Origin of the sequence: Pantoea sp. At-9b (assembly GCF_000175935.2) — a bacterium.
Taxonomy (GTDB): Bacteria; Pseudomonadota; Gammaproteobacteria; order Enterobacterales; family Enterobacteriaceae; genus Pantoea.
On the sequence record NC_014837.1, the window covers coordinates 571,103 to 595,594 of the forward strand.

Here is a 24,492-nt window from a genome sequence, read left to right on the forward strand (position 1 = left end):
CGCCCTACATTCTGGATCACAGTTCGCTCAGTAGCCGCTGCAACAACGGGCCAATCTGCTCAAACATCTTCGGTGAAATGATGTCGACGTGGGCGCAATCCATCGGCCACACCTCCAGCTCGCTCACATAGGGTGCCCAGGCGCGGCGCGCATCCTGGCCTGGCTGTTGCGTCTGCTGCGCGAGGAACAATGTGGCGCGACCACTAAAGCGGGCGCTGCGTGCGGTCGCCAGCAAACGTACTGAACTGGCGTAGTTGGCTTCGATGGTGTCAAACATCGCCTGCATCTCTTCCCCCGCCTGATGCCGCTGCGCGGCGATAAACTGCTCGCGCTCGCGGTTCACTTCGTCCAGCACCGCCGGATCCAGCACATTCTCGCCGCGTTTTTCATCCCAGTTCTGCGTTTCTGGCGGCCAGGTATCGAGCAAACCGAGGAAGGCCACCTCTTCACCGGACGCTGCCAGGCGTGCCGCAATTCCCTGCGCCAGCGTGCCGCCGAGCGAATAACCGAGGAAATAGTAAGGTCCGTGCGGTTGCACCTCGCGCAACGTGCGCAGATGGGCTTCGCACACCTCGTCCAGATGCAGGCTGTGATTCAGCGGGCTGGTGGTGTCCGGCGACTGAATACCGATCAACGACCAGCGCGCCTCCAGGTAGCGTTGCAGGATACTGAATTGCCAGGCAAAACCGGAGGCCGGATGGAAGCAGAACAGATTCGGTCCGCTGCCCTGGCGCAACGGCAGTACCGCCTCGAAACCGGCCTGCTGGTGTGACTGCTCATCACTCAGCAATGCAGCCAGTTTTTCCACGGTGGAGGCGACCATAATCTGCCCGACTGACACCGGTTGCTGGAGTTCACGGCGTAGTTGCGCGGCAAGGCGCATCGCCAGCAATGAATGGCCGCCCAAGGCAAAGAAATCATCCTGCGCGCTGATGCTGTCGCGTGCCAGCAACTGACAAAACGCCGCCGCGAGCTGGCTTTCCAGTCCGGGATGCGGTTCGCGTCCGGCGCTGGCGGTGGTGGCCTGTGGCAGCGGTAGAGCTTTGCGATCCAGCTTGCCGTTGCTACTGAGCGGGAACGTCTCCAACTGCACAATCGCCACCGGCACCATATGGGCGGGTAATTGCTGCGCCAGCGCGTTACGCAGGGCTTCACCGTCTACGGCGTGATCGGCGATGACATAACCCACCAGTTGGCGGGCATCGCCCTGCGCCGCCTCGCCCCCCAGCACCACGGCGTGCGTCACGGCCTGCTCAATACCGGGCTGCTCACACAACACATGATCGATTTCGTTGAGTTCGATGCGCTGACCACGAATTTTTAACTGATCGTCGCTGCGGCCAAGGTATTCCACCGCCCCGTTGTCGAGCCAGCGCGCCACGTCGCCAGTGCGGTACATACGTTCGCCATTGCCTGCCGGATCGGCGACAAAGCGGCTGGCGGTGAGATCGGGACGTCCCAGATAACCGTGCGCCAGCTGAATGCCGGTCAGATAAAGATCGCCCGCCACGCCTGGCGGCACCGGTTGCAGGCGTGCATCAAGAATACGCAGGCCGGTGTTCCAGACCGGATAGCCAATCGGCACGCTGGCACCTTCGACCGCCGCCAGTGATTCACCGAACGCCGGATACCAACTTACATCCACCGCCGCTTCGGTCGGGCCGTATAAATTGTGCAGCGGAACCCGGGTCAGCTGTTCCCACTCACGGGACAGATCGGTTGGCAGTGCTTCGCCGCTACAGAACACGCGACGCAGGCTGGCACAGTGGCTAATTGCGGTATCGTCCTGCAACGCGGCGACAAACGCAGCCAGCATTGAAGGCACAAAGTGGGTGGTGGTGACCCGGTGTTGCGCGAACAGCTGTTGCAGGGCTTCCGGATCGCGATGGGCTTCCGGTGGAGCCATCACCAGTTGGGCACCGACCAGCAGCGGCCAGAAGAATTCCCACACCGAAACGTCAAAGCTGCTCGGGGTTTTCTGCAACACCACATCATCAGCCTGCAACGGATAGTGATTTTGCATCCACAACAGGCGGTTAACGATCGCTTCATGGCCGACCAGAACCCCTTTGGGGCGTCCGGTAGAACCCGAGGTATAAATGATGTAGGCACCGTCCTGCGGTTGCGGCGCGCTGCGCGGGGCAGGGGCATCCGTGTGGCTAAATAATGCATCGAAATGCAGCTGGCTGACGTCGGAGATGGCAGCAAAACGCGGCGCGAGTGACGCTGAGGTGATCAACGTTTGTGGCGTGGCATCTTCCAGCATCAGTTGCAGGCGATCATCGGGGTAGCCAGTATCGAGCGGCAGATAAGCCGCGCCGAGCGACACAATCGCCTGTAACGCCAGCGACAGCTGCACCGAACGCGGCAGCGCTACCGCAACGATATCGCCCTGCGCGACACCGGCGGCGCTGAGCTGTTGAGCCAGCGCAAACACCTGCTGCTGCATCTGACGATAGCTGAGTTGATGCTGTGCATCGGCCAGCGCTGGCGCATCCGGGGTGCGGGCCACCTGCTGGGCCAGCAGCGAGGCCAGAGTCTCGGCAGGTAGCGGGTGCGGAGTGTGGTTAATCTCCGCCAGCCACTGATGTTCTGCTGTGGTCAACAGATCCAACTCGCCGCACGGCCGCTGCGGTGCAGCAGCCAGTTGCGTCAACAGCAACGCGAAGCGGCTGGTGTGGCGTTGTAGCGTCGCCAGATTGTAACGCTCGGCATTGGCCAGCAGTTCCAGTGTGAGATCACCCTGTTCGCTGATATAGATGGCGATTTCCAGATCGCGCACCGGGCCGGAAGCCAGCTGATGGGTGATCCCCTCCACACCGGCAAAATCCAGCTGATAGTCAAACATCTTCAGGTTGATCACCGGGCCGTAGATCGGATCACCGTCGCCGAGACGGCCCAGATCGCGTTGCACCTGCTCAGCATCATAGCGCTGGTGGCGACGCATTTTCTTCACTTCACCCGCCAGTTGCGTTGCCAGGGCGGCCAGCGGCTGATCCGGATCGTAATGGATCGCCATCGGCAACACGTTAATCACCGGCCCGGTGGCGCACAGGGCCGCCGATCCGATACGACGCATAAAGATGAAACCCGCCGAGAAATCGTTTTGTCCGCTCAGGCGCGCCAGCCAGAGTCCCACCAGGGCGAAGGCGAGATCGGCGGCGCTGTGCTGCGGATGCTGGCTGACCAGCGTCTGGAAGGTGGCACGATCCAGCGTCAGGCTATGGCGCAACAGCTGGGTGCTGGCGCTCTGACCGGCCAGTGGTTGCGGTGCCAGTGAGGCGGGCGCGGGCAGGGAGGCGCCTTTTTCACGCCAGAACTGGCGATCTCGCTCAAAGGAAGAGGATTGCTGATAACGCTGATACTCTTCCACCACTTCGCTAAAGGGGATAAACGGCGTTGGTTCTGGTTCCTGCTGGCGCGCCCAGGCGCTGTACAGGTTGGCGATACGCCGCGTCAGGGCAGTAAAGCTGAAGCCATCCACCACCAGGTGGTGATAACGCTGATACCAGAACCAATGCTGCTCGCCGAGGCGGTACAGGCAATGGTGATACAAGGGTGCGCCGCTCAGCACGCGCAAATCGCCATTCATATCTTCGCGCATCAGCGCACGGGCTTTGTCGGCAGGATGCGCGTCGGAACGCAGGTCAACCACCTGCGGTGGGGTGAAAGACTGGGCCTGCGGCCATTGCAGCGCTTCGCCGTCCACTTCACCAAACGCCATATTCAGCGTATCGGCTTCCTGCATCCCGGCAATGATGGCTTTGCTCAGTAAGGTGCTATCGATATCGCCGTGCAATTCAATAAAGTGTGCCACCGCGTAGGCATTGTGATGGCGTGACAGCTGATCGGCAATCCAGATGCCGGGCTGCGCCGCAACCAGCGGCAGGGTTTGTTGTTCAGTGTGGGGTCGATTCATCAGAGATTCAGACATTGTCGCTCCGGTTTGTGTCCTGCGTCACTGGGCGGATATCCCCCCAGTTCTGTTCCAGCCAGCTGAGGCAATCCGGCTGCGGCTGGGGGCCATACACGGTATGCCAGCCAGTGGGGAGGGCGCTAAACGCGGGCCATAAACTGTATTGTTGCTGCGGGTTGCACAGCACCAGACAATCCTGCTGCGGATCGTCGAAGGGATTGCGATGTTCCATGTCGGCTCCTGAGTCCGGGCGAGATGAATTTATATCGGGGTGCGCCACAGCGCCTGTAAGCCATCGAGCAGGCCACCGCGCCAGCACAGCGCGTCGTGGCCACCTTCTACCGGCTGGTAGTGCACCTGATAGCCAGCGGCGTGTAACTGCTGTTGCAGTTGCTGATTCGCCTGCAAAATCAGGCCTTCACGTTTACCCGCTTCCAGCCAGAAACGCAGCGGCTGGCGCGGTGCCAGACCCTGCTCCAGTTGCTGCAACAGCCAGCCGTGCGGATTACCCCGTTCCGGCCACCAGAAGGAGCCGGACAGGCTGATGGCGTTGCCAAATTGCTGCGGCCAGTGCAACGCCGCGAACACCGAAGCCAGACCGCCAAAACTTTGTCCGGCGACCACGGTGCGGTCGGCCTGTTGTTGGTGCGGTGCCCACTGCGCCACTTGGGGAAGCAATTCTTCCTGTAAGGCTTGCCAGAACAGGGCATTGCACGGCAGCTCGCGGCTGCGATGCTCACGATCGATGATGTCGATAAACAGATAGACGGCGGCAGGCAATGCGCCTTCATCGGTGAGTTGTTGGAGCGGGCCGGCAATCGGCATGCTGTTGGCCCAGAACTGGCCGTCGAGCAAAATGGCCAGGGGCCGTGACTCAGGCTGGGTCTCGCCCGTGCAGTAGATCCACACCCGACGGCTATTGTCGAGCAAGCGGCTATCCCAGCGATATTCTTGCAATGTGATGGCAGGGGCGCGGCCTTCATCAATTGCGCGCCACAGCTGTTGATTGGGAGCCAGAGGCAGATGCAGCGGGGAAACCCCCATGCCGCGTCCGCCGGACCAGCCACGCAACGCATTGAGCGGGTCAGCCTGGGCGGTCGGGAATTTATCACGCCACCAGTTGCGCAGCGCATACATGTCGACGTCGCCGGAAAAATCAGTCGCCTGCTCATCCGGCATCAGGCAGTAGCTGCCACGCCAGTTGGCTGGCAGGGTGGTTTGCCAGTACCAGACATCGGTATTAGCAACACGCATCAGGGATTGCGGGGCGCGGCGCTGGTGGTGATCGGTCACACCGGTGATGTTGATCCAGACCCGCTGGATGCGCGACTGCGCCTCGTTGCCCTGCGGATCGCGCCAGAGGAAAGTGACCTGACACTCGCCATCCACTTCGCCTTCCACCCGCGGGATACCTTTAGTTTGTTGCTCCTGCCACCAGGCTTCACTGCCGGTCAGATCATTTAGCCAGGTCATAGGTGCTGCCAGTCGCCATTTACTCAAGGATTCTTTCACAAAGGTTATAAATAATACTATTGATAATTATTTGCATTTGCAATAGGGTGTTTCCGCTCATAAATGAGCACGCTCGTTCCGCCTGTCACCTTTCTGTTTAAAGAAAGGATGCGCAACGGATGGCACTGCCAGGTTTGGAACGGGGTTTCGATAGGGACTGTGACCTTCTCACCGGCGCGCCAGTTACCTTTGCTGGCAATCCAGGAACGAAAAAATGACAAAATATTCGCGTTTATCATTAGCCATTCTGATTGAACTGGGGCTCCTTTCCAGCAGTGCATGGGCAGCAGAGACCTCCAGTACGACGACTACCAGCACAGACGCCAACTCCCTTGATGGCGGCACCATGATGGTGACCGCTCAGCAGCAGACACTCCAGGCTCCCGGTGTTTCCACTATCACCGCTGATGAAATCAAAAAACATCCGCCAGCCCGTGACGTCTCTGAAATCATTCGTACCATGCCGGGTGTTAACCTGACCGGTAACTCCACCAGCGGCCAGCGTGGCAACAACCGCCAGATCGATATTCGTGGCATGGGCCCGGAAAATACCCTGATTATGGTGGATGGTATCCCGATTACCAGCCGTAACTCGGTACGTCTCGGTTGGCGTGGTGAGCGTGACACCCGCGGTGATACCAACTGGGTGCCGCCGGAGTTGATCGACCATATCGATGTGATCCGTGGTCCGGCAGCGGTGCGCTACGGTAACGGCGCGGCGGGTGGTGTGGTGAACATCATCACCAAAAAATACACCGATCAGCAGTGGCACGGTTCCTGGAACACCTATTTCAACGTCCCGCAGCACAAAGATGAAGGCGCAACCAAACGCACCAACTTCAGTCTGCAAGGACCGCTGGGCGATGATTTCAACTTCCGTTTGTATGGCGGTTTAGCCAAGACCCAGGCGGATGCTTACGACATCAACGAAGGCCATGCGGCTGATCGTACCGGGACTTATGCGGGCAGCTATCCGGCCGGTCGCGAAGGCTCCGTCAATAAAGATATCAATGCCTTATTAAGCTGGGCGTTTGCGCCAATGCAGACCCTGGAACTTCAGGCGGGTTATAGCCGTCAGGGCAACCTGTATGCCGGTGATACCCAGAACACCAACACCAGCACGCTGGTGAAAAGCCTGTACGGTGACGAAACTAACCGCCTGTATCGTCAGAACGTTTCGCTGAAGTGGACCGGTGCATGGGACAACGGCGTCAGCACCAATACTTGGGGACGCTACGAGAAAACCCGTAATACCCGTATTAATGAAGGTTTGGCTGGCGGCACCGAAGGCATCTTCTCCAACAGTGGTTTTAACACCATTCAGTTGGATGACATCATGCTGCACAGCGAAATCAGCATTCCGTTTGAATGGTTGATCAACCAGACGGCCACGCTGGGTACCGAATGGAACCAGCAGCGCATGAAAGATCCGTCTTCAACCACCCAGGCGGCCAGCTACGGTAGCGTGCCGGGCATCTCCAATACCGGTCGTTCACCCTATTCACAGGCGGAAATCTTCTCGCTGTTTGCCGAAGACAACATGGAAGTGACGGACAGCACTATGCTGACGCCAAGTCTGCGTTTCGACCATCACTCGATTGTGGGTAACAACTGGAGTCCCTCACTGAACCTGTCACAGGGCTTGGGTGATGACTTCACGTTGAAGATGGGCATCGGCCGTGCTTACAAAGCGCCAAGCCTGTATCAGACTAACCCGAACTATCTGTTGTACAGCAATGGTCAGGGTTGTGCTGACGCCTCCAGCGCCTGTTATCTGCAGGGTAACAAAGACCTGAAAGCAGAAAACAGCATCAACAAAGAGATTGGGCTGGAGTGGAAACACGAGGGTTATCAGGCCGGTCTGACTTGGTTCCGTAACGATTATCGCAACAAAATTGAAGCGGGTATGGTGTCAACCGGTACGGCTTCTAATGGCACCACCAACATTTACAAATGGGAAAACGTACCGAAAGCGGTGGTTGAAGGGCTGGAAGGCACCATCAATATCCCGTTCTCTGACACCGTAACGTGGAATAACAACTACACGTATATGTTGCAGAGTAAGAACAAAGAAACCGGCGACCGTTTGTCGATTATCCCGCAATATACCCTCAACTCGACGCTGAGCTGGCAGGCCACGCAGGATCTGTCATTGCAAACCACCTTCACCTGGTACGGTAAGCAAGTGCCGAAGAAGTATGACTACCATGGCAACCCGGTTACCGGCAGCGCCACCGATCAGGTGAGTCCTTACTCCATCCTTGGCATGAGCGGGACCTATGATGTGAACAAGTACGTCAGCGTTACGCTTGGTATCGACAACCTGTTCGACAAGCGCCACTGGCGTCAGGGTAATGCCCAGACCACCGGTAACGCCACTACCGGCGCTTACCTGTACGGTGCCGGTGCCAATACCTACAACGATTCAGGTCGTACTTACTACATGAGCCTCAACACCCAGTTCTAATTTAGCAACTGCGGTAAATGGCAGCGGGCAATCAGTCCGCTGCCATCATTACGATTAAGCAACTCCAGTCGACCGCGATGCATCTGCACGATGCGCAGCACGATATTCAAGCCCAGACCACTGCCACCGTAGCGTTGATCGCGACGCCGAAAGGCTTTGGTTAACTCTTCTGCCGCGCTGGCTTCGATGCCCGGACCCTGATCCCAGACTTCGACAATCACCTGCTGGGGTTCTTGATGTAACACCACCTTCACTTCACTGCCTTCCGGGCTGTAGCGTGAGGCGTTTTCCAGCAAGTTGCGCAGCATCAGGCGCAGCAACACCGCTTCGCCCTGCTGTGGTACGTCGGCCCCCTGCGGCCAGTGCAGTTGCTGCTGGCGCTGCGCATAAAGTTCGGCCATCTCCGGCTGCAGCGGTTGCATGATGTCCTGTTGCCAGTGCAACTGTTGATAGTGACCACTCGCCAGCGCCTGACCGGCGCGTGACAACATCAGCAGCTGTTCAACGGTATGCATCAGTTGATCGATGCGCGCCACCAGCATTTCGCTTTGCGGCACATTTTGTTGTTGCAGCAGTTCCAGATGCAGCCGCAGTCCGGCTAATGGCGTGCGCAATTCATGCGCGGCATCGGCGGTGAACAAACGTTCCTGCTGAATGGTGTGGTCAAGCCGCGACAGCAACTGATTAATTGAGCCGGTCACCGCCACAATTTCTTCCATCTCCGAATAGAGCGGCAACGGGGACAGGTTATCGGCTGAGCGATGTGCCAGGCTGTTTTGCAGTGATTTCAGCGGGCGGATAATCCAGTTAATCGCCCAGAAGGAGAACAGCAGCGTCAGGCAAACCATCACCAACGACGGCAGCAACAACGAGGCTATCGCTTCGCGGATTTCATTTTCAACGTGTTCATTGCGCGCTTTGGCGGAGAGGGTTTCACTCACCAGAAAGCCGATTTGCTCCCGGCTCTCGTGCCACAACCACACGGCGCTCATGATCTGGCAGGTGAGCAGAATCAGCGCCAGCATAATCAGTAATCGCTGACGCATACTGTTCATTCGCGCACTTCCAGCCGGTAACCCACACCGCGAACGGTTTTGATGCGATCTTTGCCGAGTTTACGGCGCAGATTATGAATATGGACTTCGAGGGTATTGGAGCCGGGATCATCGTTCCAGCTGTAGAGATCCTGCTGTAGGGTTTCACGGTGCACGTTCTGCCCGACCCGCATCAACAGACGCGTCAGCAGCGCGAACTCTTTGGGGGTGATCTCCAGCGGCAAGTTTTCCAGCAACACTTGCTGAGAACTGAGGTTGAGCGTCAGATCGCCCTGTTGCAGCAGGTTGTCGCTGTGGCCCTGATAGCGACGAATTAACGCCCGGGCGCGGGCCTGCAATTCAACCAGCGCAAAAGGTTTTACCAGATAGTCATCGGCACCGGCATCCAGCCCGTCGACCCGATCTTCCAGCGCATCGCGCGCGGTAAGAATCAAGACCGGAACGTTGATCCCATCACGCCGCCATTGACGCAGCAGCGTGGCACCGTCGCGATCCGGCAGACCGAGATCCAACACGATCAGGCTGTACTGTCCGCTACGCAGCAATGCGTTACTTTCTGCGGCGCTGGCGGCACAGTCGACGGCATAACCCTGGGCGCTGAGCGCCTGGGCCAGGCCCGATTGCAGCAGCGCATCATCCTCAACGATTAACAGTTTCATCAGTTGTTCTGGTAAATATCCTTGTAGAGGCGGCTTTCAAAACGTACCAGCGGGATACGTCGCGTCTTCTGATCTTCCGGTGGCACAGCATAACCTGAAAGGTATTGCACAAAGGCAACTCGCGCACCGCTAGCGGTGGTGATAAATCCTGCCAGATTATAGACGCCCTGAAGTGAACCGGTTTTGGCTGAGACTTTACCATCGACACCCGCTTCATGCAGGCCACCACGATATTGTAGCGTGCCGTCATAACCGGCCAGCGGTAGCATCGAGATATAGTTCAGCGTCGAATCATTTTTAGCAATGAATTGCAGCACCTGCATCATGGTATCCGGTGCAATCAAATCATGACGCGACAAGCCGGAACCGTCCACCTGAATGCTGTTCCCGAGATCAACCCCGGCTTTTTCGCGCAGGATACGCCGCACCGCGTCAGACCCGGCGCGGAAGGTGCCCGGTACGTTAAAGTAGTGATGGCCGATAGTACGGAACACGGTGTCGGCGATCATGTTGTCTGATTTCTTCAGCATGGTGTGCAGCAGATTATGCAACGGTGCAGATTGTGTCGAGGCCAGTACCGTACCCGGTGAGGTGACCTGCGTCTGGCGCACCAGATGGCCGCTGTAATCAATGTCTGCCGCACGCAGTTCATCTTTCAGGATTTCGCCTGCCCAAGCCGCGCCATCCTGTACCGCAAACGCCAGCGGCAGGGGTTCAGCTCGTTGACGCATGCAGCCGGTCAGGGTGTAGCGATTCAGCTCCCCTGGCACCACATCCAGCTCACAATATTGCCCTTCGCCGCTGTTGCGGCCCAGGGTGCGGACCTGGCTGAACATGTGCGCCGGATAATAGGACGCAATCCGAACAAAGGCATTTTCGCCCGGCGTGTTGGCGCTGTAGAGCGAAACGGAGAAGCAGTTTTTATCCACAATGGCTGCACCCGGCGGGGCGCTGAAGCATTGGGTCAGGTCGTTCCACGGCCAGCCGGGTGCCATGTCATGGCTGGCGAAAACCGATGTATCGATCACCAGGTTGCCTTTAATATGGGTGATGCCCTGCTTTTTCAGTGCAGCAACCATGTTGCGCAGATCCTGACGGCTAAGCGTCGGGTCACCGGCAAAACGCGCCACCAGATCGCCATTCAGCGTGCCGTCGCTGACCGCGCCTTTGGTTTCCAGCGTGGTCTGAAAACGGAAGTCGGGTCCGAGTTCCAGCAGTGCCGCCAGCGCGGTGACCACTTTCATGGTACTGGCGGGCAGCGCCATTTGTTTGCCATGAAAATCGATTATCGGGGTTGATGCGCCCACTTTTTGTACCATCAGCGCCAGGTTTGCGCCGTCTGGCAAATACTGCATGTATTCTTCAACGGGGGCTGCTTGTGCCTGCAGCATAAACGCACAGGTTAGTCCGGTAACAAGTCGTGAAAATCGCATAATCTCGCGGTAACTGACGGGTGAAGGCGACAATACTACGTCCCCGGACGGTGCAAAGTAAACGATGACCCACAGGGAACTCTGGGGTAAAATACGTATCAAAATGCAAAACCAATCCTGACCCGGAATGCTTTCCGGGTCAGGATTCTTTTGCTTGTGAAATGAGGTAACGCGCCGCAGAAGCTGTTTTCTGCTGTCACCTGTCAGGATGACGCCGTTAACCAGGAAAGATGACGAGGAGCCAAAATGAATCAGATTCCGATGACGTTGAAAGGCGCTGAGAAGCTGCGCGAAGAGCTGAACGAACTGAAAACCGTTAAGCGTCCGCGCATCATCGCCTCGATCGCCGAAGCCCGTGAGCACGGCGATTTGAAAGAGAATGCCGAATACCATGCTGCCCGCGAAGAACAAGGTTTCTGCGAGGGGCGTATTCAGGAGATCGAAGCGAAGCTCTCCAATGCGCAAGTGATTGATGTAACTCAGATGCCGAAAACCGGTCGCGTCATTTTTGGCGCTACCGTACAGGTACTTAACCTCGATACGGACGAAGAATCGACCTACCGCATCGTGGGTGATGACGAAGCCGATTTTAAACAAAATCTGATTTCAGTGAACTCGCCGATGGCGCGTGGTCTGGTCGGAAAAGAGGCGGATGACGTCGCTATCATCAAAACCCCGGGTGGCGATGTGGAATATGAGATCCTGAAGGTGGAATACCTTTAAGATATTGCTACGCTTTGAAATGCGTTGCTGCATATTGTAAAGAAAGGAAAAAGGCCGCATAGCGGCCTTTTATCCCATGCAGGAGCATGGCACTTTCTTTGCCCGCCTTATGAGCGAGGCAGAGAAATTTTGCTCTCTTTTGCAGGGCGATACAGCACCAGCGTTTTGCCGATGACCTGTACGTTGCAAGCTTTAGTTTCGCGAATGATAGCGTCAACGATCAGCAGCTTGGTTTCACGATCTTCCGAGGCAATTTTTACCTTGATCAATTCGTGATGTTCGAGCGCCTGTTCGATCTCGGCGAGCACACCTTCAGTCAGGCCGTTTCCGCCCAGCATAACAACGGGTTTCAGCGGATGGGCAAGACCTTTCAGGTGCTGTTTTTGTTTGGTACTCAGATTCATCGTATTTTTTTGCTTACTTAGGGATTGAAAACGGTTCATTCTACCGCCATCTCGGGTATATCGCCAAATCAACGCAACCGATGCGTGCTGATTTATCGCTACGATGACGATTTAACTGGAAAAATTATGACGGGTAAAAAGCGTTCGGCCAGTTCCAGTCGCTGGCTTCAGGAACACTTTAGCGATAAATATGTGCAACAGGCACAGAAAAAAGGGTTGCGTTCGCGCGCCTGGTTTAAACTTGAGGAAATACAGCAGGGTGACAAGCTTTTCAAACCCGGTATGACAGTGGTAGATCTGGGAGCTGCACCCGGTGGCTGGTCGCAATATGTGGTACAACTGATTGGCTCTTCTGGCCGTATTATTGCGTGTGACCTGCTACCTATGGACCCGATTGTTGGGGTCGATTTTCTGCAAGGCGATTTTCGTGACGAAGCCGTGCTGAAGACGCTTCTGGAACGCGTTGGTGACGAAAAAGTGCAGGTGGTCATGTCTGACATGGCACCGAACATGAGCGGTACACCGGCGGTTGATATTCCACGTTCCATGTATTTGGTAGAGTTAGCGTTGGAAATGTGTCGGGATATCCTGGCGCCAGGCGGCAGTTTTGTAGTGAAAGTGTTTCAGGGAGATGGCTTCGATGAATACCTGCGGGAAATTCGCTCCCTGTTTACGAAAGTGAAAATTCGTAAGCCGGATGCTTCGCGTTCACGTTCGCGCGAAGTGTACATTGTGGCGACAGGGCGCAAACTATAACCTGTTCTGCCGGGATCAAAGCAAGGCGACCAATGCGTTTATACCGATGAGTATTCTGACTTTCAGGGTAAACAAGCAAAATCATCAGCGCCGCGATTCCAGGTATGAAGGATATATAGTACCCTACGCTGTCTGTTAACACCGTTGTAATATGAGGTTAATCCCTTGAGTGACATGGCGAAAAACCTGATTCTCTGGCTAGTCATCGCGGTTGTGCTGATGTCGGTATTCCAGAGCTTTGGGCCCAGCGAGTCGAATGGCCGTAGGGTTGATTATTCAACCTTCCTGTCGGAAGTGAACCAGGATCAGGTCCGCGAGGCACGTATTAACGGGCGTGAGATTAACGTTACCAAAAAAGACAGTAATAAATACACGACCTATATTCCTGTCAATGATCCCAAGTTACTCGATAACCTGTTGACCAAAAACGTCAAAGTGGTTGGCGAACCGCCGGAAGAACCGAGCCTGCTGGCTTCGATCTTTATCTCCTGGTTCCCGATGCTGCTATTGATTGGCGTGTGGATCTTCTTTATGCGTCAGATGCAAGGTGGCGGCGGGAAGGGCGCGATGTCCTTCGGCAAGAGCAAGGCCCGCATGCTGACCGAAGATCAGATCAAAACCACCTTTGCTGATGTGGCCGGTTGTGACGAGGCCAAAGAGGAAGTGGGTGAGCTGGTCGAGTATCTGCGTGAACCGAGTCGCTTCCAGAAACTGGGCGGCAAAATCCCGAAAGGCGTATTGATGGTGGGTCCTCCGGGGACCGGTAAGACGCTGCTGGCGAAAGCCATTGCCGGTGAAGCCAAAGTGCCTTTCTTTACCATTTCCGGTTCTGACTTCGTTGAAATGTTCGTGGGTGTCGGTGCATCTCGTGTGCGTGACATGTTTGAACAAGCGAAAAAAGCCGCACCTTGCATCATCTTTATCGATGAAATCGATGCGGTGGGTCGTCAGCGCGGCGCAGGTTTAGGCGGTGGTCACGACGAACGTGAACAGACGCTGAACCAGATGCTGGTTGAAATGGACGGGTTTGAAGGCAACGAAGGCATTATCGTTATCGCGGCAACTAACCGTCCTGACGTACTTGACCCGGCGCTGCTGCGTCCTGGCCGTTTCGACCGTCAGGTCGTGGTCGGCTTGCCTGACGTGCGTGGCCGTGAGCAGATCCTGAAAGTGCATATGCGTCGTGTGCCGCTGGCAACCGACATTGATGCTGCCATCATCGCACGTGGTACGCCGGGCTTCTCCGGTGCTGACCTGGCGAACCTGGTAAACGAAGCTGCCCTGTTTGCTGCCCGCTCTAACAAGCGCGTGGTATCGATGGTTGAATTCGAGAAAGCGAAAGACAAAATCATGATGGGTGCGGAACGCCGCTCTATGGTGATGACGGAAGCGCAGAAAGAATCGACGGCTTACCACGAAGCAGGCCACGCGATTATTGGTCGCCTGGTGCCGGAACACGATCCGGTGCATAAAGTGACGATTATCCCGCGCGGTCGTGCCCTGGGTGTGACCTTCTTCCTGCCGGAAGGCGATGCGATCAGCGCCAGTCGTCAAAAACTGGAAAGCCAGATCTCTACCCTGTACGGCGGCCGTCTGGCTGAAGAGATCATCTATGGTGTTGAGCATGTATCGACCGGTGCATCCAACGACATTAAAGTCGCCACTAACCTGGCGCGTAACATGGTGACCCAATGGGGCTTCTCTGAGAAACTCGGTCCGCTGCTGTATGCAGAGGAAGAGGGAGAAGTGTTCCTCGGACGTTCTGTGGCGAAAGCCAAGCATATGTCCGATGAAACGGCACGTATCATCGACCAGGAAGTTAAACACCTGATCGATAGCAACTATCAACGTGCTCGTCGTATTTTGGGTGAAAACATGGACATCCTTCACGCGATGAAAGACGCGCTGATGAAGTATGAAACCATCGATGCACCGCAGATTGATGACCTGATGGCGCGTCGTGAAGTGCGTCCGCCAGCTGGCTGGGAAGATCCAGGCAGCAACTCTTCTGACAGCAACGGTACGCCGAAGGCGCCACGTCCGGTTGATGAACCGCGCACGCCAAATCCGGGCAATACCATGTCAGAACAGCTCGACAAATAAGAGGCGCAAACCTCGACAAAAACCCCGGCTGGTCCGGGGTTTTTTACATCCCGCAGTTACGCAATTCCCCAAGGAGGCTCTCGCCATGAAGTTGTACGCCCGTGATACCCATCTCGATCTCTCGTTTCCCCATGTGATGGGCATTTTAAATGTCACGCCGGACTCCTTCTCCGATGGCGGGAAGCACAATTCATTGGTGGATGCGCTCACGCACACCAATGAGATGGTTAATGCGGGGGCGACCATTATTGATGTGGGTGGCGAATCGACGCGCCCGGGAGCGGATGAGGTCAGTGTTGAAGAAGAGCTGGAGCGCGTTATCCCGGTGGTGGAAGCGATTGCGCAGCGTTTCGAGGTATGGATTTCAGTCGATACCTCAAAAGCAGAAGTGATCCGCGAATCCGCGCGAGTGGGTGCTCACATCATTAATGACATTCGCTCGCTATCTGAACCCGGTGCAATGCAGGCTGCGGCAGAGACCGGGTTACCGGTGTGTCTGATGCATATGCAGGGGGAGCCACGCACCATGCAGCAGGCACCGCAGTATCAAAACATCGTCAGCGAAGTGGATGCTTACTTCACCGAACAGATCGCACGTTGTGTCGCCGCAGGGATTAAAAAAGAGAATCTGCTACTCGACCCCGGCTTTGGTTTCGGTAAGAATCTCAGCCACAACTATGAGCTGCTGGCTGAATTGAGCCATTTTCACCATTTCGGCATGCCGTTATTGGTGGGGATGTCGCGTAAGTCGATGATTGGCCAGTTGCTGAATGTCGGTCCGGCGCAGCGTCTGACTGGCAGCCTGACGTGTGCGGTGATCGCCGCCATGCAGGGCGCACACATTATTCGCGTGCACGACGTGAAAGAAACTGTTGAAGCGATGCGTGTGGTTGAAGCGACACGCAGAGCAAAAGGATAAAAAAGGCATGAGCGAGCGTAAATATTTCGGTACGGATGGGATTCGCGGCAAAGTGGGTGAGGCACCAATTACCCCGGATTTCGTTCTGAAGCTGGGCTGGGCGGCGGGTAAAGTGCTGGCCCGTCACGGTTCTAAGAAGGTGTTGATCGGCAAAGATACGCGTATTTCAGGCTACATGCTGGAATCGGCACTCGAAGCGGGTCTGGCAGCAGCGGGCTTGTCTGCGGCATTTACCGGTCCGATGCCGACCCCGGCGATTGCTTACCTGACACGGACTTTCCGTGCCGAAGCCGGTATTGTGATTTCCGCCTCGCATAACCCGTTCGACGACAACGGTATTAAATTTTTCTCTGCGGAAGGCACCAAATTGCCTGACGAAGTGGAAGAGGCGATCGAGCTGGAGATGGAAAAACCGATCACCTGTGTTGAGTCGGCGGAGTTGGGGCGCGCCAGTCGCATAGTGGATGCCGCCGGGCGTTACATCGAATTCTGCAAAGGCACCTTCCCCAGCGAGCTGAGCCTGAACGGTTTAAAAATCGTGGTGGATTGTGCTAACGGGGCGACCTACCACATTGCCCCCAATGTGCTGCGCGAACTTGGCGCGACAGTGATTGCCATCGCGACCCAGCCTGATGGTATGAACATCAATAAAAACTGCGGTGCAACCGACCTGCGCATGTTGCAGCAACGCGTACTGGATGAGAAGGCCGATATTGGTCTGGCTTACGATGGTGACGGCGACCGCATCATGATGGTCGACCATTTGGGTGCGAAGGTCGATGGCGATCAGATCCTCTACATCATTGCGCGTGAAGGTTTACGTCAGGGGCAACTGCGCGGTGGCGTGGTGGGAACGCTGATGAGCAACATGGGCCTCGAACTGGCGCTGAAACAGCTGGGTATCCCGTTTGTGCGTGCCAAAGTCGGCGACCGCTATGTGCTGGAAAAAATGCAGGAGAAGGGCTGGCGTCTGGGGGCAGAAAACTCCGGTCATGTCATTCTGCTGGACAAAACCACGACCGGCGATGGCATCGTTGCAAGTTTGCAAGTACTTACTGCAATGGTGCAAAACCATATGAGCCTGCACGATCTGTGTAGCGGCATGAAGATGCTGCCACAGGTGTTGGTGAATGTCCGTTTCAGCGGCAGCAGCGATCCTTTGCAGAGCGATGCGGTCAAAGCGGCCAGTGCAGAAGTGGAAAAAACGCTGGCGGGTCGTGGCCGCGTCCTGTTACGCAAATCTGGCACCGAGCCGCTGATTCGTGTGATGGTTGAAGGCGAAGATGAAGCGCAGGTCACCGCGCTGGCACACAAAATTGCCGATGCGGTGAAGGCGGTTTAACGGCACATCTGGCGGTAAGATTTTTCTCTTTCCGCCTGTAAAATCACCATGATGGCGCTTTTTTCCGCAATTGATGAGGTTCGTGAAAATTGCGCTTGCAGAGCTATGTGCCTTTGGTTAGTATTCACACCCGCTTCTGATGGGTGATGACGAGACTCCCCATCGATACTGGTTGAAGCTTTAACTGTGCGGTTTACGCGCAAGGAAACAGGTTGATTATGTACGAAGCTCTTTTAGTTGTTTTCCTTATTGTGGCACTGGGCCTTGTCGGTCTGATCATGCTGCAACAAGGTAAAGGCGCTGATATGGGAGCATCATTTGGTGCAGGCGCTTCTGCGACGCTGTTCGGTTCTACCGGGTCTGGTAACTTCATGACTCGCATGACCGCAGTGCTGGCGACGCTGTTCTTCATCATCAGCCTGATTCTGGGTAACCTGAACACGAATAAAACTTCCAAAGGAAGCGAGTGGGAAAATCTGACTGCGCCGGCTAAATCTGAACAGACTCAGCCCGCAAAACCGGCAACCCCGGGTAACGATATCCCGCAGTAAGATCGTCAGCTTGCAGTGCGACATATTATCGTCGCCGTCAGTGAAGTGCCGAGGTGGTGGAATTGGTAGACACGCTACCTTGAGGTGGTAGTGCCCGATTGGGCTTACGGGTTCAAGTCCCGTCCTCGGTACCAAATCTCAGTATGACTTGCAATTTTTGCATGTTCGGCGTAACATTCGCCACGTTTTCGGACGCGGGGTGGAGCAGCCTGGTAGCTCGTCGGGCTCATAACCCGAAGGTCGTCGGTTCAAATCCGGCCCCCGCAACCACTTTCCCTTAGAGTTCTTTTTCAAATATACTGTATGCATCGACGGACGCATTCGCAGTGAGTTTTGAAAAAAATTCTTCTGGATTGTGCTCCGAGCCGCATCGCGGCATACAGGGTCCAGTCACAAAAAGCCCCGATTTTTCGGGGTTTTTTGTTATCAGGAAATCGCAACACTGGGCTATTAGGCCCTTTTTTTATGTCTTGGGGGTGGGCTTGTCCACATTAGAGCAAAAATTGACAGAGTTGATCTCTGCTCCGGTAGAAGCGCTTGGCTACGAATTGGTCGGTATCGAATTCATTCGTGGTCGCACATCAACCTTGCGCATCTATATTGATAGTGAAGAGGGTATCAATGTTGATGATTGCGCCGATGTCAGCCACCAGGTCAGCGCGGTAATGGATGTGGAAGATCCCATCACCGTGGCTTATAACCTTGAAGTTTCCTCACCGGGTCTCGACCGTCCTCTTTTTACTGCTGAACACTACGCGCGTTTTGCCGGTGAAGAGGTGGGTCTGGTCCTGCGTATGGCCGTGCAGAACCGCCGCAAATGGCAGGGCATCATTAAGTCTGTTGAAGGCGAGATGATCACGGTAACCGTTGAGGGTAAGGATGAAGTGTTCGCGCTGAGCAACATTCAGAAAGCGAACCTGGTCCCCCACTTTTAAAAGTCCGGATTGAGGCTAACCAGGATGAACAAAGAGATCTTAGCTGTAGTAGAAGCCGTTTCTAACGAAAAAGCCCTGCCGCGTGAGAAAATCTTCGAAGCGCTGGAGAGCGCTTTGGCCACTGCGACCAAAAAGAAGTATGAACAGGAAATCGACGTGCGTGTCAGCATTGACCGCCGTAGTGGCGATTTCGATACTTTCCGTCGCTGGCTGATTGTTGATGAAGTGACACAGCCGACTCGTGAGATCACGCTGGAAGCAGCCCGCTTCGAAGATGAAGCATTCAATCTGGGCGATTTTGTTGAAGATCAGATTGAATCGGTCACCTTTGACCGTATTACCACCCAGACGGCGAAGCAGGTTATCGTGCAGAAAGTGCGCGAAGCTGAGCGCGCCATGGTGGTCGATCAGTTCCGCGAGCAAGAAGGCGACATCATCACGGGCGTGGTGAAGAAAGTGAACCGCGACAACATCACGCTGGACCTCGGCAGCAATGCTGAAGCGGTCATTGTACGTGAAGATATGCTGCCGCGTGAAAACTTCCGCCCAGGCGACCGTATTCGCGGTGTGCTGTATGCTGTGCGTCCAGAAGCGCGTGGTGCGCAACTGTTTGTGACCCGCTCGAAGCCGGAAATGCTGATCGAACTGTTCCGCATCGAAGTACCAGAGATTGGTGAAGAAGTTATTGAGATCAAAGCGGCAGCGCGTGATCCCGGTTCTCGCGCCAAAATCGCGGTGAAAACCAATGACAAACGTATCGATCCGGTGGGTGCCTGCGTAGGTATGCGTGGCGCTCGTGTGCAGGCTGTCTCCAGCGAACTGGGTGGCGAGCGTATCGATATCGTGCTGTGGGACGACAACCCGGCGCAGTTTGTCATTAACGCTATGGCTCCGGCTGATGTAGCGTCAATTGTGGTGGATGAAGACAATCACACCATGGATATCGCTGTTGAAGCTGGCAATCTGGCTCAGGCGATCGGCCGTAACGGCCAAAACGTGCGTCTGGCTTCCCAGCTGAGCGGTTGGGAACTGAACGTAATGACCGTCGATGACCTGCAGGCGAAGCATCAGGCTGAAGCCCACGCTGCCATCGATATGTTCACCAAACATCTCGACATCGACGAAGAGTTTGCCACCATTCTGGTGGAAGAGGGCTTCTCTTCTCTTGAAGAGCTGGCATATGTACCGATCAACGAGCTGCTGGAAATTGATGGCCTCGATGAAGACACGGTAGAAGCCCTGCGTGAACGAGCAAAAAATGCGTTAACTACCCTGGCACTGGCGAAAGAAGAGAGCCGTGGCAATCAGGAACCTGCTGAGGATCTTCTGAATCTCGAGGGTCTGGATCGTGCGCTGGCTTACCGTCTGGCAGCGATTGGCGTTTGCACGCTGGAAGATCTTGCCGAGCAAGGTGTCGACGATCTGACAGATATCGAAGGGCTGGATGATGAGAAAGCCGGCGCGCTGATCATGGCCGCGCGTAATATCTGCTGGTTCGGCGATGACGCATAATTACAGGAAGGAACAGCATGACAGATGTAACCGTAAAATCGCTGGCCGCCGAAATTCAGACTCCGGTAGATCGCCTGGTACAGCAATTTGCTGATGCGGGGATCCGTAAGTCTGAGAACGACGCGGTGACCCAGCAAGAGAAAGAGACCTTATTGTCCCACCTGAATCGTGAACATGGTCAGGCCGGTTCAGGTAAACTGACGCTGCAACGTAAAACTCGCAGCACCTTGAATATTCCTGGCACCGGGGGTAAAAGTAAGTCGGTGCAAATCGAAGTCCGCAAAAAGCGCACCTATGTGAAGGGTGATGCAGAAGCCGAAGCGCAGGCTCAGGCTGAAGCTGAAGCCGAGGCGCAGCGTGAAGCGGAAGAGAAGGCGCGTCGCGAGGCGGAAGAACAAGCCCGTCGCGAAGCTGAACAAAAAGCGCAACGTGAAGCCGAAGAAAAAGCCAAGCGCGAAGCCGCTGACAAGGCGAAGCGTGAAGCAGCGGAAAATGACAAAGTGACTAATCAACCTACCGACGAACTAACCAAAGCCGCGAATTCAGACAAGGCCCGTCGTGAAGCCGAAGCCGCAGAACTGAAGCGTAAAGCCGAAGAAGAAGCGCGCCGTAAGCTGGAAGAAAACGCACGCCGTGCGGCTGAAGAAGCCCGCCGTCTGGCTGAAGAAAAATCAGCTGAATGGGAAAAACCGGAAGAAGAGGATAAAGGCGACTACCACGTCACCACCTCGACCCATGCCCGTCAGGCTGAAGATGAAAACGATCGCGAAGTTGAAGGCGGTCGTGGTCGTGGCCGCACCACCAAAGCTGCGCGTCCAGCCAAGAAAGGCAACAAGCATTCTGAAGCCAAAACCGACCGTGAAGAAGCGCGTGCCGCTGTTCGTGGTGGTAAAGGCGGTAAACATCGCAAACCGAGCTCCCTGCAGCAGGGCTTCAACAAGCCAGCTCAGGCAGTGAACCGTGATGTTATCATCGGTGAAACCATCACTGTTTCAGAATTGGCTAACAAAATGGCCGTGAAAGGTTCCCTGGTCATCAAAGCGATGATGAAGATGGGCGCTATGGCGACCATTAACCAGGTTATCGATCAGGAAACTGCCCAGCTGGTTGCGGAAGAAATGGGTCACAAAGTGATCCTGCGCCGTGAGAATGAGCTGGAAGAAGCGGTGATGGACGATCGTGATACCGATGCTGCGCAGGAAAGCCGCGCACCGGTCGTGACCATCATGGGTCACGTTGACCACGGTAAAACGTCGTTACTGGATTACATCCGCTCCACCAAAGTCGCCTCAGGCGAAGCGGGCGGCATTACCCAGCACATCGGTGCTTACCACGTCGAAACCGAAAACGGCATGATCACCTTCCTGGATACCCCGGGCCACGCCGCGTTTACCGCGATGCGTGCACGTGGTGCACAGGCAACGGATATCGTTATCCTGGTGGTGGCAGCAGATGACGGCGTGATGCCTCAGACCATCGAAGCTATCCAGCACGCGAAAGCGGCCGGTGTGCCGGTTGTGGTTGCCGTGAACAAGATCGACAAACCAGAAGCCGATCCGGATCGCGTTAAGAACGAGCTGACGCAGTACGGTATCATCCCGGAAGAGTGGGGCGGCGAGAACATGTTCGTCAACGTCTCTGCGAAAGCCGGTACGGGTATTGATGACCTGTTGAACGCCATTCTGCTGCAGGCGGAAGTTCTGGAACTGACTGCTATCCGTGAAGGTATGGCAAGCGGCGTGGTGATTGAATCGTTCCTCGACAAAGGTCGTGGTCCGGTCGCTACCGTTCTGGTGCGTGAAGGTACGCTGAATAAAGGCGACATCGTGCTGTGCGGCTTCGAGTATGGCCGTGTGCGTGCGATGCGTGACGAGCTGGGCCGTGAGGTATTGGCTGCGGGTCCGTCAATTCCGGTCGAAATCCTCGGCTTGTCCGGTGTTCCGGCGGCTGGTGATGAAGCCACCGTGGTTCGTGACGAGAAGAAAGCACGTGAAGTTGCACTCTATCGTCAGGGTAAATTCCGCGAAGTGAAACTGGCGCGTCAGCAGAAATCTAAGCTGGAAAACATGTTTGCCAACATGACCGAAGGCGAAGTGTCCGAGCTGAACATCGTACTGAAATCCGACGTACAGGGTTCTGTGGAAGCGATCTCCGACTCTCTGCTGAAACTCTCCACCGACGAAGTGAAGGTGAAGATTATCGGTTCGGGTGTGGGTGGTATCACCGAAACCGACGCCACGCTGGCAGCAGCTTCCAACGCGATTATTCTTGGCTTCAACGTGCGTGCCGATGCATCTGCTCGCCGCGTGATCGAAGCGGAAAGCGTGGATCTGCGTTACTACTCCGTCATCTATAACCTGATCGACGAAGTGAAAGCAGCGATGAGCGGCATGCTGGCTCCGGAATACAAACAGCAGATCATCGGTCTGGCTGAAGTTCGTGATGTGTTCAAATCACCGAAATTCGGCGCGATCGCGGGCTGTATGGTTACCGAAGGCAACATCAAGCGTCACAACCCGATCCGCGTTCTGCGCGACAACGTTGTTATCTACGAAGGCGAGCTGGAATCTCTGCGTCGCTTTAAAGACGATGTCAACGAAGTGCGTAACGGCATGGAGTGTGGTATCGGCGTGAAGAACTACAACGACGTTCGTGTCGGTGACATGATCGAAGTCTTTGAAGTGATTGAAGTTAAACGCACCATCGATTGATCATCATCTGATGTGTTGCAATTTGGGAGGCCGCTGGCCTCCCGAATTATTTGGGAGAAAGCATAATGGCGAAAGAATTTGGCCGCCCACAGCGCGTTTCACAGGAATTGCAGAAAGAGATCGCAATCATCCTGCAGCGCGAAATCAAAGATCCTCGCCTCGGTATGATGGTGACGGTATCTGGCGTTGAAGTGTCACGCGATCTGGCTTATGCCAAGGTGTTTGTCACTTTTCTGAATGATAAAGACGAAGAAGCAGTGAAAAACGGCCTGAAAGCGCTGAAAGAGGCTTCAGGTTATATCCGCACTTTAGTCGGCAAAGCGATGCGTCTGCGCATTGTGCCTGAACTGACCTTCTTCTATGACAACTCGTTGATCGAAGGGATGCGCATGTCAAACCTCGTCACCAACGTTGTCAAAAATGATGCTGAGCGCCGTGGCGATCATGCAACGGACGACGACAAGGAGGATTGATGAGTCGTCCTCGTCGTCGCGGTCGCGATGTGCATGGTGTATTGCTGCTGGATAAGCATCAGGGTGCGTCTTCGAATGACGTGCTACAAAAAGTAAAACGCATCTTTAATGCGAATAAAGCGGGCCATACCGGTGCGCTGGATCCGTTGGCAACCGGAATGCTGCCGATCTGTCTGGGTGAGGCCACCAAGTTTTCCCAGTACCTGCTGGATTCAGATAAACGTTACCGGGTGATTGCCCGTCTGGGTGAGCGCACCGATACGTCGGATGCTGACGGTAACCTGGTCGAAACCCGTCCGGTCACCTTTACGCAGGCCGAACTGGATGCCGCGCTGGAAAGTTTTCGTGGCGATACCCAGCAGATCCCGACCATGTTTTCGGCGTTGAAGCATCAGGGACGTCCGTTGTACGAGTATGCGCGTCAGGGGATTACCGTTGAGCGTGAAGCCCGTCCTGTCACGGTGTATGAACTGCTGTTTATTCGCTGGGAAGGGGATGAGCTGGAGCTGGAAATCCACTGCTCCAAAGGCACCTATATTCGTACCATCATCGACGACCTTGGTGAGAAACTCGGTTGCGGTGCGCATGTGATCATGTTGCGTCGCTTGCAAGTGTCACGCTATCCGGCCGAGAAAATGGTCACGCTGGAACAGTTGCAGGCGTTGCTGGAACAAGCGAATGCGGCAGAAATCGCCCCCGCTGAGTTGCTCGATCCCCTGCTGTTGCCGATGGACAGTCCGGCTGCGGATTTTCCGGAAGTGAATTTACCGGATGCGGTTGCTGCCTTCTTCAAGCTGGGCCAGCCGGTACAGGCCGCTGATGTTCCTGCCTCTGGTTTGGTACGCGTCACCGAAGGTGAAGCGCGCAAATTTATCGGTATGGCAGAGATTGACGACCGATCGCGCGTTGCCCCACGCCGTCTGGTGGTAGAATTTCCGCAATAGTGCGGTTTGCCCAACGGGGCATTTGCGTTGCCGCTGGGCGAAGAGTAGAATAGCGCGGCTTTAAAAGCGGGCTGCTG

At 55.5% G+C, this 24,492-nt stretch carries 19 protein-coding genes and 2 tRNA genes; 14 read left to right on the forward strand and 7 right to left on the reverse strand.

Features of this window, described 5'->3' with window-relative positions:
* Positions 1–16: 16 nt before the first annotated feature.
* Genes PAT9B_RS02515 through fes form a run of 3 tightly spaced genes read right to left on the reverse strand, consistent with a single transcriptional unit; the run spans position 17 to position 5,389 of the window.
* Positions 17–3,934 (reverse strand): enterobactin synthase subunit F, encoded by a 3,918-nt coding sequence (locus PAT9B_RS02515; protein WP_013507685.1) that lies wholly within the window; start codon positions 3,932–3,934, stop codon positions 17–19.
* Complete coding sequence (locus PAT9B_RS02520) at positions 3,927–4,148, reverse strand: MbtH family protein (protein ID WP_013507686.1); 222 nt, start codon at positions 4,146–4,148, stop codon at positions 3,927–3,929. The genes PAT9B_RS02515 and PAT9B_RS02520 overlap by 8 nt, the downstream gene beginning before the upstream one ends.
* Before the next feature lie 29 nt (positions 4,149–4,177).
* Positions 4,178–5,389, reverse strand: a complete 1,212-nt coding sequence (fes, locus tag PAT9B_RS02525; RefSeq protein ID WP_013507687.1) for an enterochelin esterase — start codon at positions 5,387–5,389, stop codon at positions 4,178–4,180.
* Positions 5,390–5,642: 253 nt separating this feature from the next.
* Between fes and PAT9B_RS02530 the strand changes: the two genes are divergently transcribed.
* Positions 5,643–7,895: a TonB-dependent siderophore receptor gene (locus tag PAT9B_RS02530; RefSeq protein ID WP_013507688.1), complete on the forward strand. Its 2,253-nt coding sequence runs from the start codon at positions 5,643–5,645 to the stop codon at positions 7,893–7,895.
* On the opposite strand, the gene pmrB is transcribed toward PAT9B_RS02530, so the two are convergent.
* Genes pmrB through dacB form a run of 3 tightly spaced genes read right to left on the reverse strand, consistent with a single transcriptional unit; the run spans position 7,892 to position 11,042 of the window.
* Positions 7,892–8,950, reverse strand: a complete 1,059-nt coding sequence (pmrB, locus tag PAT9B_RS02535) for a two-component system sensor histidine kinase PmrB (protein ID WP_013507689.1) — start codon at positions 8,948–8,950, stop codon at positions 7,892–7,894. The two genes, PAT9B_RS02530 and pmrB, sit on opposite strands and share 4 nt — an antisense overlap.
* The gene (gene pmrA / locus PAT9B_RS02540) at positions 8,947–9,609 is read right to left on the reverse strand and encodes a two-component system response regulator PmrA (RefSeq protein WP_013507690.1); all 663 of its coding nucleotides are present in this window, start codon (positions 9,607–9,609) and stop codon (positions 8,947–8,949) included. Before pmrA ends, pmrB begins: the two co-directional genes overlap by 4 nt.
* The gene (gene dacB, locus PAT9B_RS02545) at positions 9,609–11,042 is read right to left on the reverse strand and encodes a serine-type D-Ala-D-Ala carboxypeptidase (protein WP_041525890.1); all 1,434 of its coding nucleotides are present in this window, start codon (positions 11,040–11,042) and stop codon (positions 9,609–9,611) included. The genes pmrA and dacB overlap by 1 nt, the downstream gene beginning before the upstream one ends.
* A 246-nt stretch (positions 11,043–11,288) precedes the next feature.
* Between dacB and greA the strand changes: the two genes are divergently transcribed.
* On the forward strand, positions 11,289–11,765 hold the full coding sequence (gene greA / locus PAT9B_RS02550; RefSeq protein WP_013507692.1) for a transcription elongation factor GreA: 477 nt from the start codon (positions 11,289–11,291) through the stop codon (positions 11,763–11,765).
* Positions 11,766–11,872: 107 nt separating this feature from the next.
* On the opposite strand, the gene yhbY is transcribed toward greA, so the two are convergent.
* On the reverse strand, positions 11,873–12,169 hold the full coding sequence (yhbY, locus tag PAT9B_RS02555) for a ribosome assembly RNA-binding protein YhbY (protein WP_021185735.1): 297 nt from the start codon (positions 12,167–12,169) through the stop codon (positions 11,873–11,875).
* A gap of 126 nt (positions 12,170–12,295) precedes the next feature.
* Here yhbY and rlmE point away from each other — a divergent pair, with 126 nt between their 5' ends.
* The 12 genes from rlmE (at position 12,296) to truB (ending at position 24,415) form a co-directional block, all read left to right on the forward strand.
* Entirely contained in the window at positions 12,296–12,925 is a 630-nt protein-coding gene (gene rlmE, locus PAT9B_RS02560) for a 23S rRNA (uridine(2552)-2'-O)-methyltransferase RlmE (RefSeq protein WP_013507694.1), read from the forward strand.
* A 174-nt stretch (positions 12,926–13,099) separates the two neighbouring features.
* Positions 13,100–15,028, forward strand: coding sequence for an ATP-dependent zinc metalloprotease FtsH (gene ftsH / locus PAT9B_RS02565; RefSeq protein ID WP_041525726.1), 1,929 nt, complete (start codon positions 13,100–13,102; stop codon positions 15,026–15,028).
* An 85-nt stretch (positions 15,029–15,113) separates the two neighbouring features.
* A complete protein-coding gene (gene folP / locus PAT9B_RS02570) occupies positions 15,114–15,947 on the forward strand; it encodes a dihydropteroate synthase (RefSeq protein WP_013507696.1) in 834 nt (277 codons plus the stop codon).
* Between the two features lie 7 nt (positions 15,948–15,954).
* The gene (gene glmM, locus PAT9B_RS02575; protein ID WP_013507697.1) at positions 15,955–17,289 is read left to right on the forward strand and encodes a phosphoglucosamine mutase; all 1,335 of its coding nucleotides are present in this window, start codon (positions 15,955–15,957) and stop codon (positions 17,287–17,289) included.
* 218 nt (positions 17,290–17,507) lie between these two features.
* A complete protein-coding gene (gene secG, locus PAT9B_RS02580; RefSeq protein WP_013507698.1) occupies positions 17,508–17,840 on the forward strand; it encodes a preprotein translocase subunit SecG in 333 nt (110 codons plus the stop codon).
* A gap of 47 nt (positions 17,841–17,887) precedes the next feature.
* Positions 17,888–17,974 (forward strand) — tRNA-Leu (locus PAT9B_RS02585).
* Between the two features lie 59 nt (positions 17,975–18,033).
* Positions 18,034–18,110, forward strand: a tRNA-Met gene (locus PAT9B_RS02590).
* Between the two features lie 212 nt (positions 18,111–18,322).
* Positions 18,323–18,775 (forward strand): ribosome maturation factor RimP, encoded by a 453-nt coding sequence (gene rimP / locus PAT9B_RS02595; RefSeq protein WP_041525727.1) that lies wholly within the window; start codon positions 18,323–18,325, stop codon positions 18,773–18,775.
* A 24-nt stretch (positions 18,776–18,799) separates the two neighbouring features.
* On the forward strand, positions 18,800–20,287 hold the full coding sequence (gene nusA, locus PAT9B_RS02600) for a transcription termination factor NusA (RefSeq protein ID WP_013507700.1): 1,488 nt from the start codon (positions 18,800–18,802) through the stop codon (positions 20,285–20,287).
* 17 nt (positions 20,288–20,304) lie between these two features.
* Positions 20,305–22,998 (forward strand): translation initiation factor IF-2, encoded by a 2,694-nt coding sequence (infB, locus tag PAT9B_RS02605; protein ID WP_013507701.1) that lies wholly within the window; start codon positions 20,305–20,307, stop codon positions 22,996–22,998.
* Between the two features lie 65 nt (positions 22,999–23,063).
* Positions 23,064–23,471 (forward strand): 30S ribosome-binding factor RbfA, encoded by a 408-nt coding sequence (rbfA, locus tag PAT9B_RS02610; RefSeq protein ID WP_013507702.1) that lies wholly within the window; start codon positions 23,064–23,066, stop codon positions 23,469–23,471.
* Positions 23,471–24,415: a tRNA pseudouridine(55) synthase TruB gene (gene truB, locus PAT9B_RS02615; protein WP_013507703.1), complete on the forward strand. Its 945-nt coding sequence runs from the start codon at positions 23,471–23,473 to the stop codon at positions 24,413–24,415. The genes rbfA and truB overlap by 1 nt, the downstream gene beginning before the upstream one ends.
* The last annotated feature ends 77 nt before the right edge of the window (positions 24,416–24,492 follow it).

Bases quoted from the DNA above. Each gene is read 5' to 3' on its own strand.
- PAT9B_RS02515 (WP_013507685.1), bottom strand. From the start codon at position 3,934: ATGTCTGAATCTCTGATGAATCGACCCCACACTGAACAACAAACCCTG.
- PAT9B_RS02520 (WP_013507686.1), bottom strand. From the start codon at position 4,148: ATGGAACATCGCAATCCCTTCGACGATCCGCAGCAGGATTGTCTGGTG.
- fes (WP_013507687.1), bottom strand. From the start codon at position 5,389: ATGACCTGGCTAAATGATCTGACCGGCAGTGAAGCCTGGTGGCAGGAG.
- PAT9B_RS02530 (WP_013507688.1), top strand. From the start codon at position 5,643: ATGACAAAATATTCGCGTTTATCATTAGCCATTCTGATTGAACTGGGG.
- pmrB (WP_013507689.1), bottom strand. From the start codon at position 8,950: ATGAACAGTATGCGTCAGCGATTACTGATTATGCTGGCGCTGATTCTG.
- pmrA (WP_013507690.1), bottom strand. From the start codon at position 9,609: ATGAAACTGTTAATCGTTGAGGATGATGCGCTGCTGCAATCGGGCCTG.
- dacB (WP_041525890.1), bottom strand. From the start codon at position 11,042: ATGCGATTTTCACGACTTGTTACCGGACTAACCTGTGCGTTTATGCTG.
- greA (WP_013507692.1), top strand. From the start codon at position 11,289: ATGAATCAGATTCCGATGACGTTGAAAGGCGCTGAGAAGCTGCGCGAA.
- yhbY (WP_021185735.1), bottom strand. From the start codon at position 12,169: ATGAATCTGAGTACCAAACAAAAACAGCACCTGAAAGGTCTTGCCCAT.
- rlmE (WP_013507694.1), top strand. From the start codon at position 12,296: ATGACGGGTAAAAAGCGTTCGGCCAGTTCCAGTCGCTGGCTTCAGGAA.
- ftsH (WP_041525726.1), top strand. From the start codon at position 13,100: ATGGCGAAAAACCTGATTCTCTGGCTAGTCATCGCGGTTGTGCTGATG.
- folP (WP_013507696.1), top strand. From the start codon at position 15,114: ATGAAGTTGTACGCCCGTGATACCCATCTCGATCTCTCGTTTCCCCAT.
- glmM (WP_013507697.1), top strand. From the start codon at position 15,955: ATGAGCGAGCGTAAATATTTCGGTACGGATGGGATTCGCGGCAAAGTG.
- secG (WP_013507698.1), top strand. From the start codon at position 17,508: ATGTACGAAGCTCTTTTAGTTGTTTTCCTTATTGTGGCACTGGGCCTT.
- nusA (WP_013507700.1), top strand. From the start codon at position 18,800: ATGAACAAAGAGATCTTAGCTGTAGTAGAAGCCGTTTCTAACGAAAAA.
- infB (WP_013507701.1), top strand. From the start codon at position 20,305: ATGACAGATGTAACCGTAAAATCGCTGGCCGCCGAAATTCAGACTCCG.
- rbfA (WP_013507702.1), top strand. From the start codon at position 23,064: ATGGCGAAAGAATTTGGCCGCCCACAGCGCGTTTCACAGGAATTGCAG.
- truB (WP_013507703.1), top strand. From the start codon at position 23,471: ATGAGTCGTCCTCGTCGTCGCGGTCGCGATGTGCATGGTGTATTGCTG.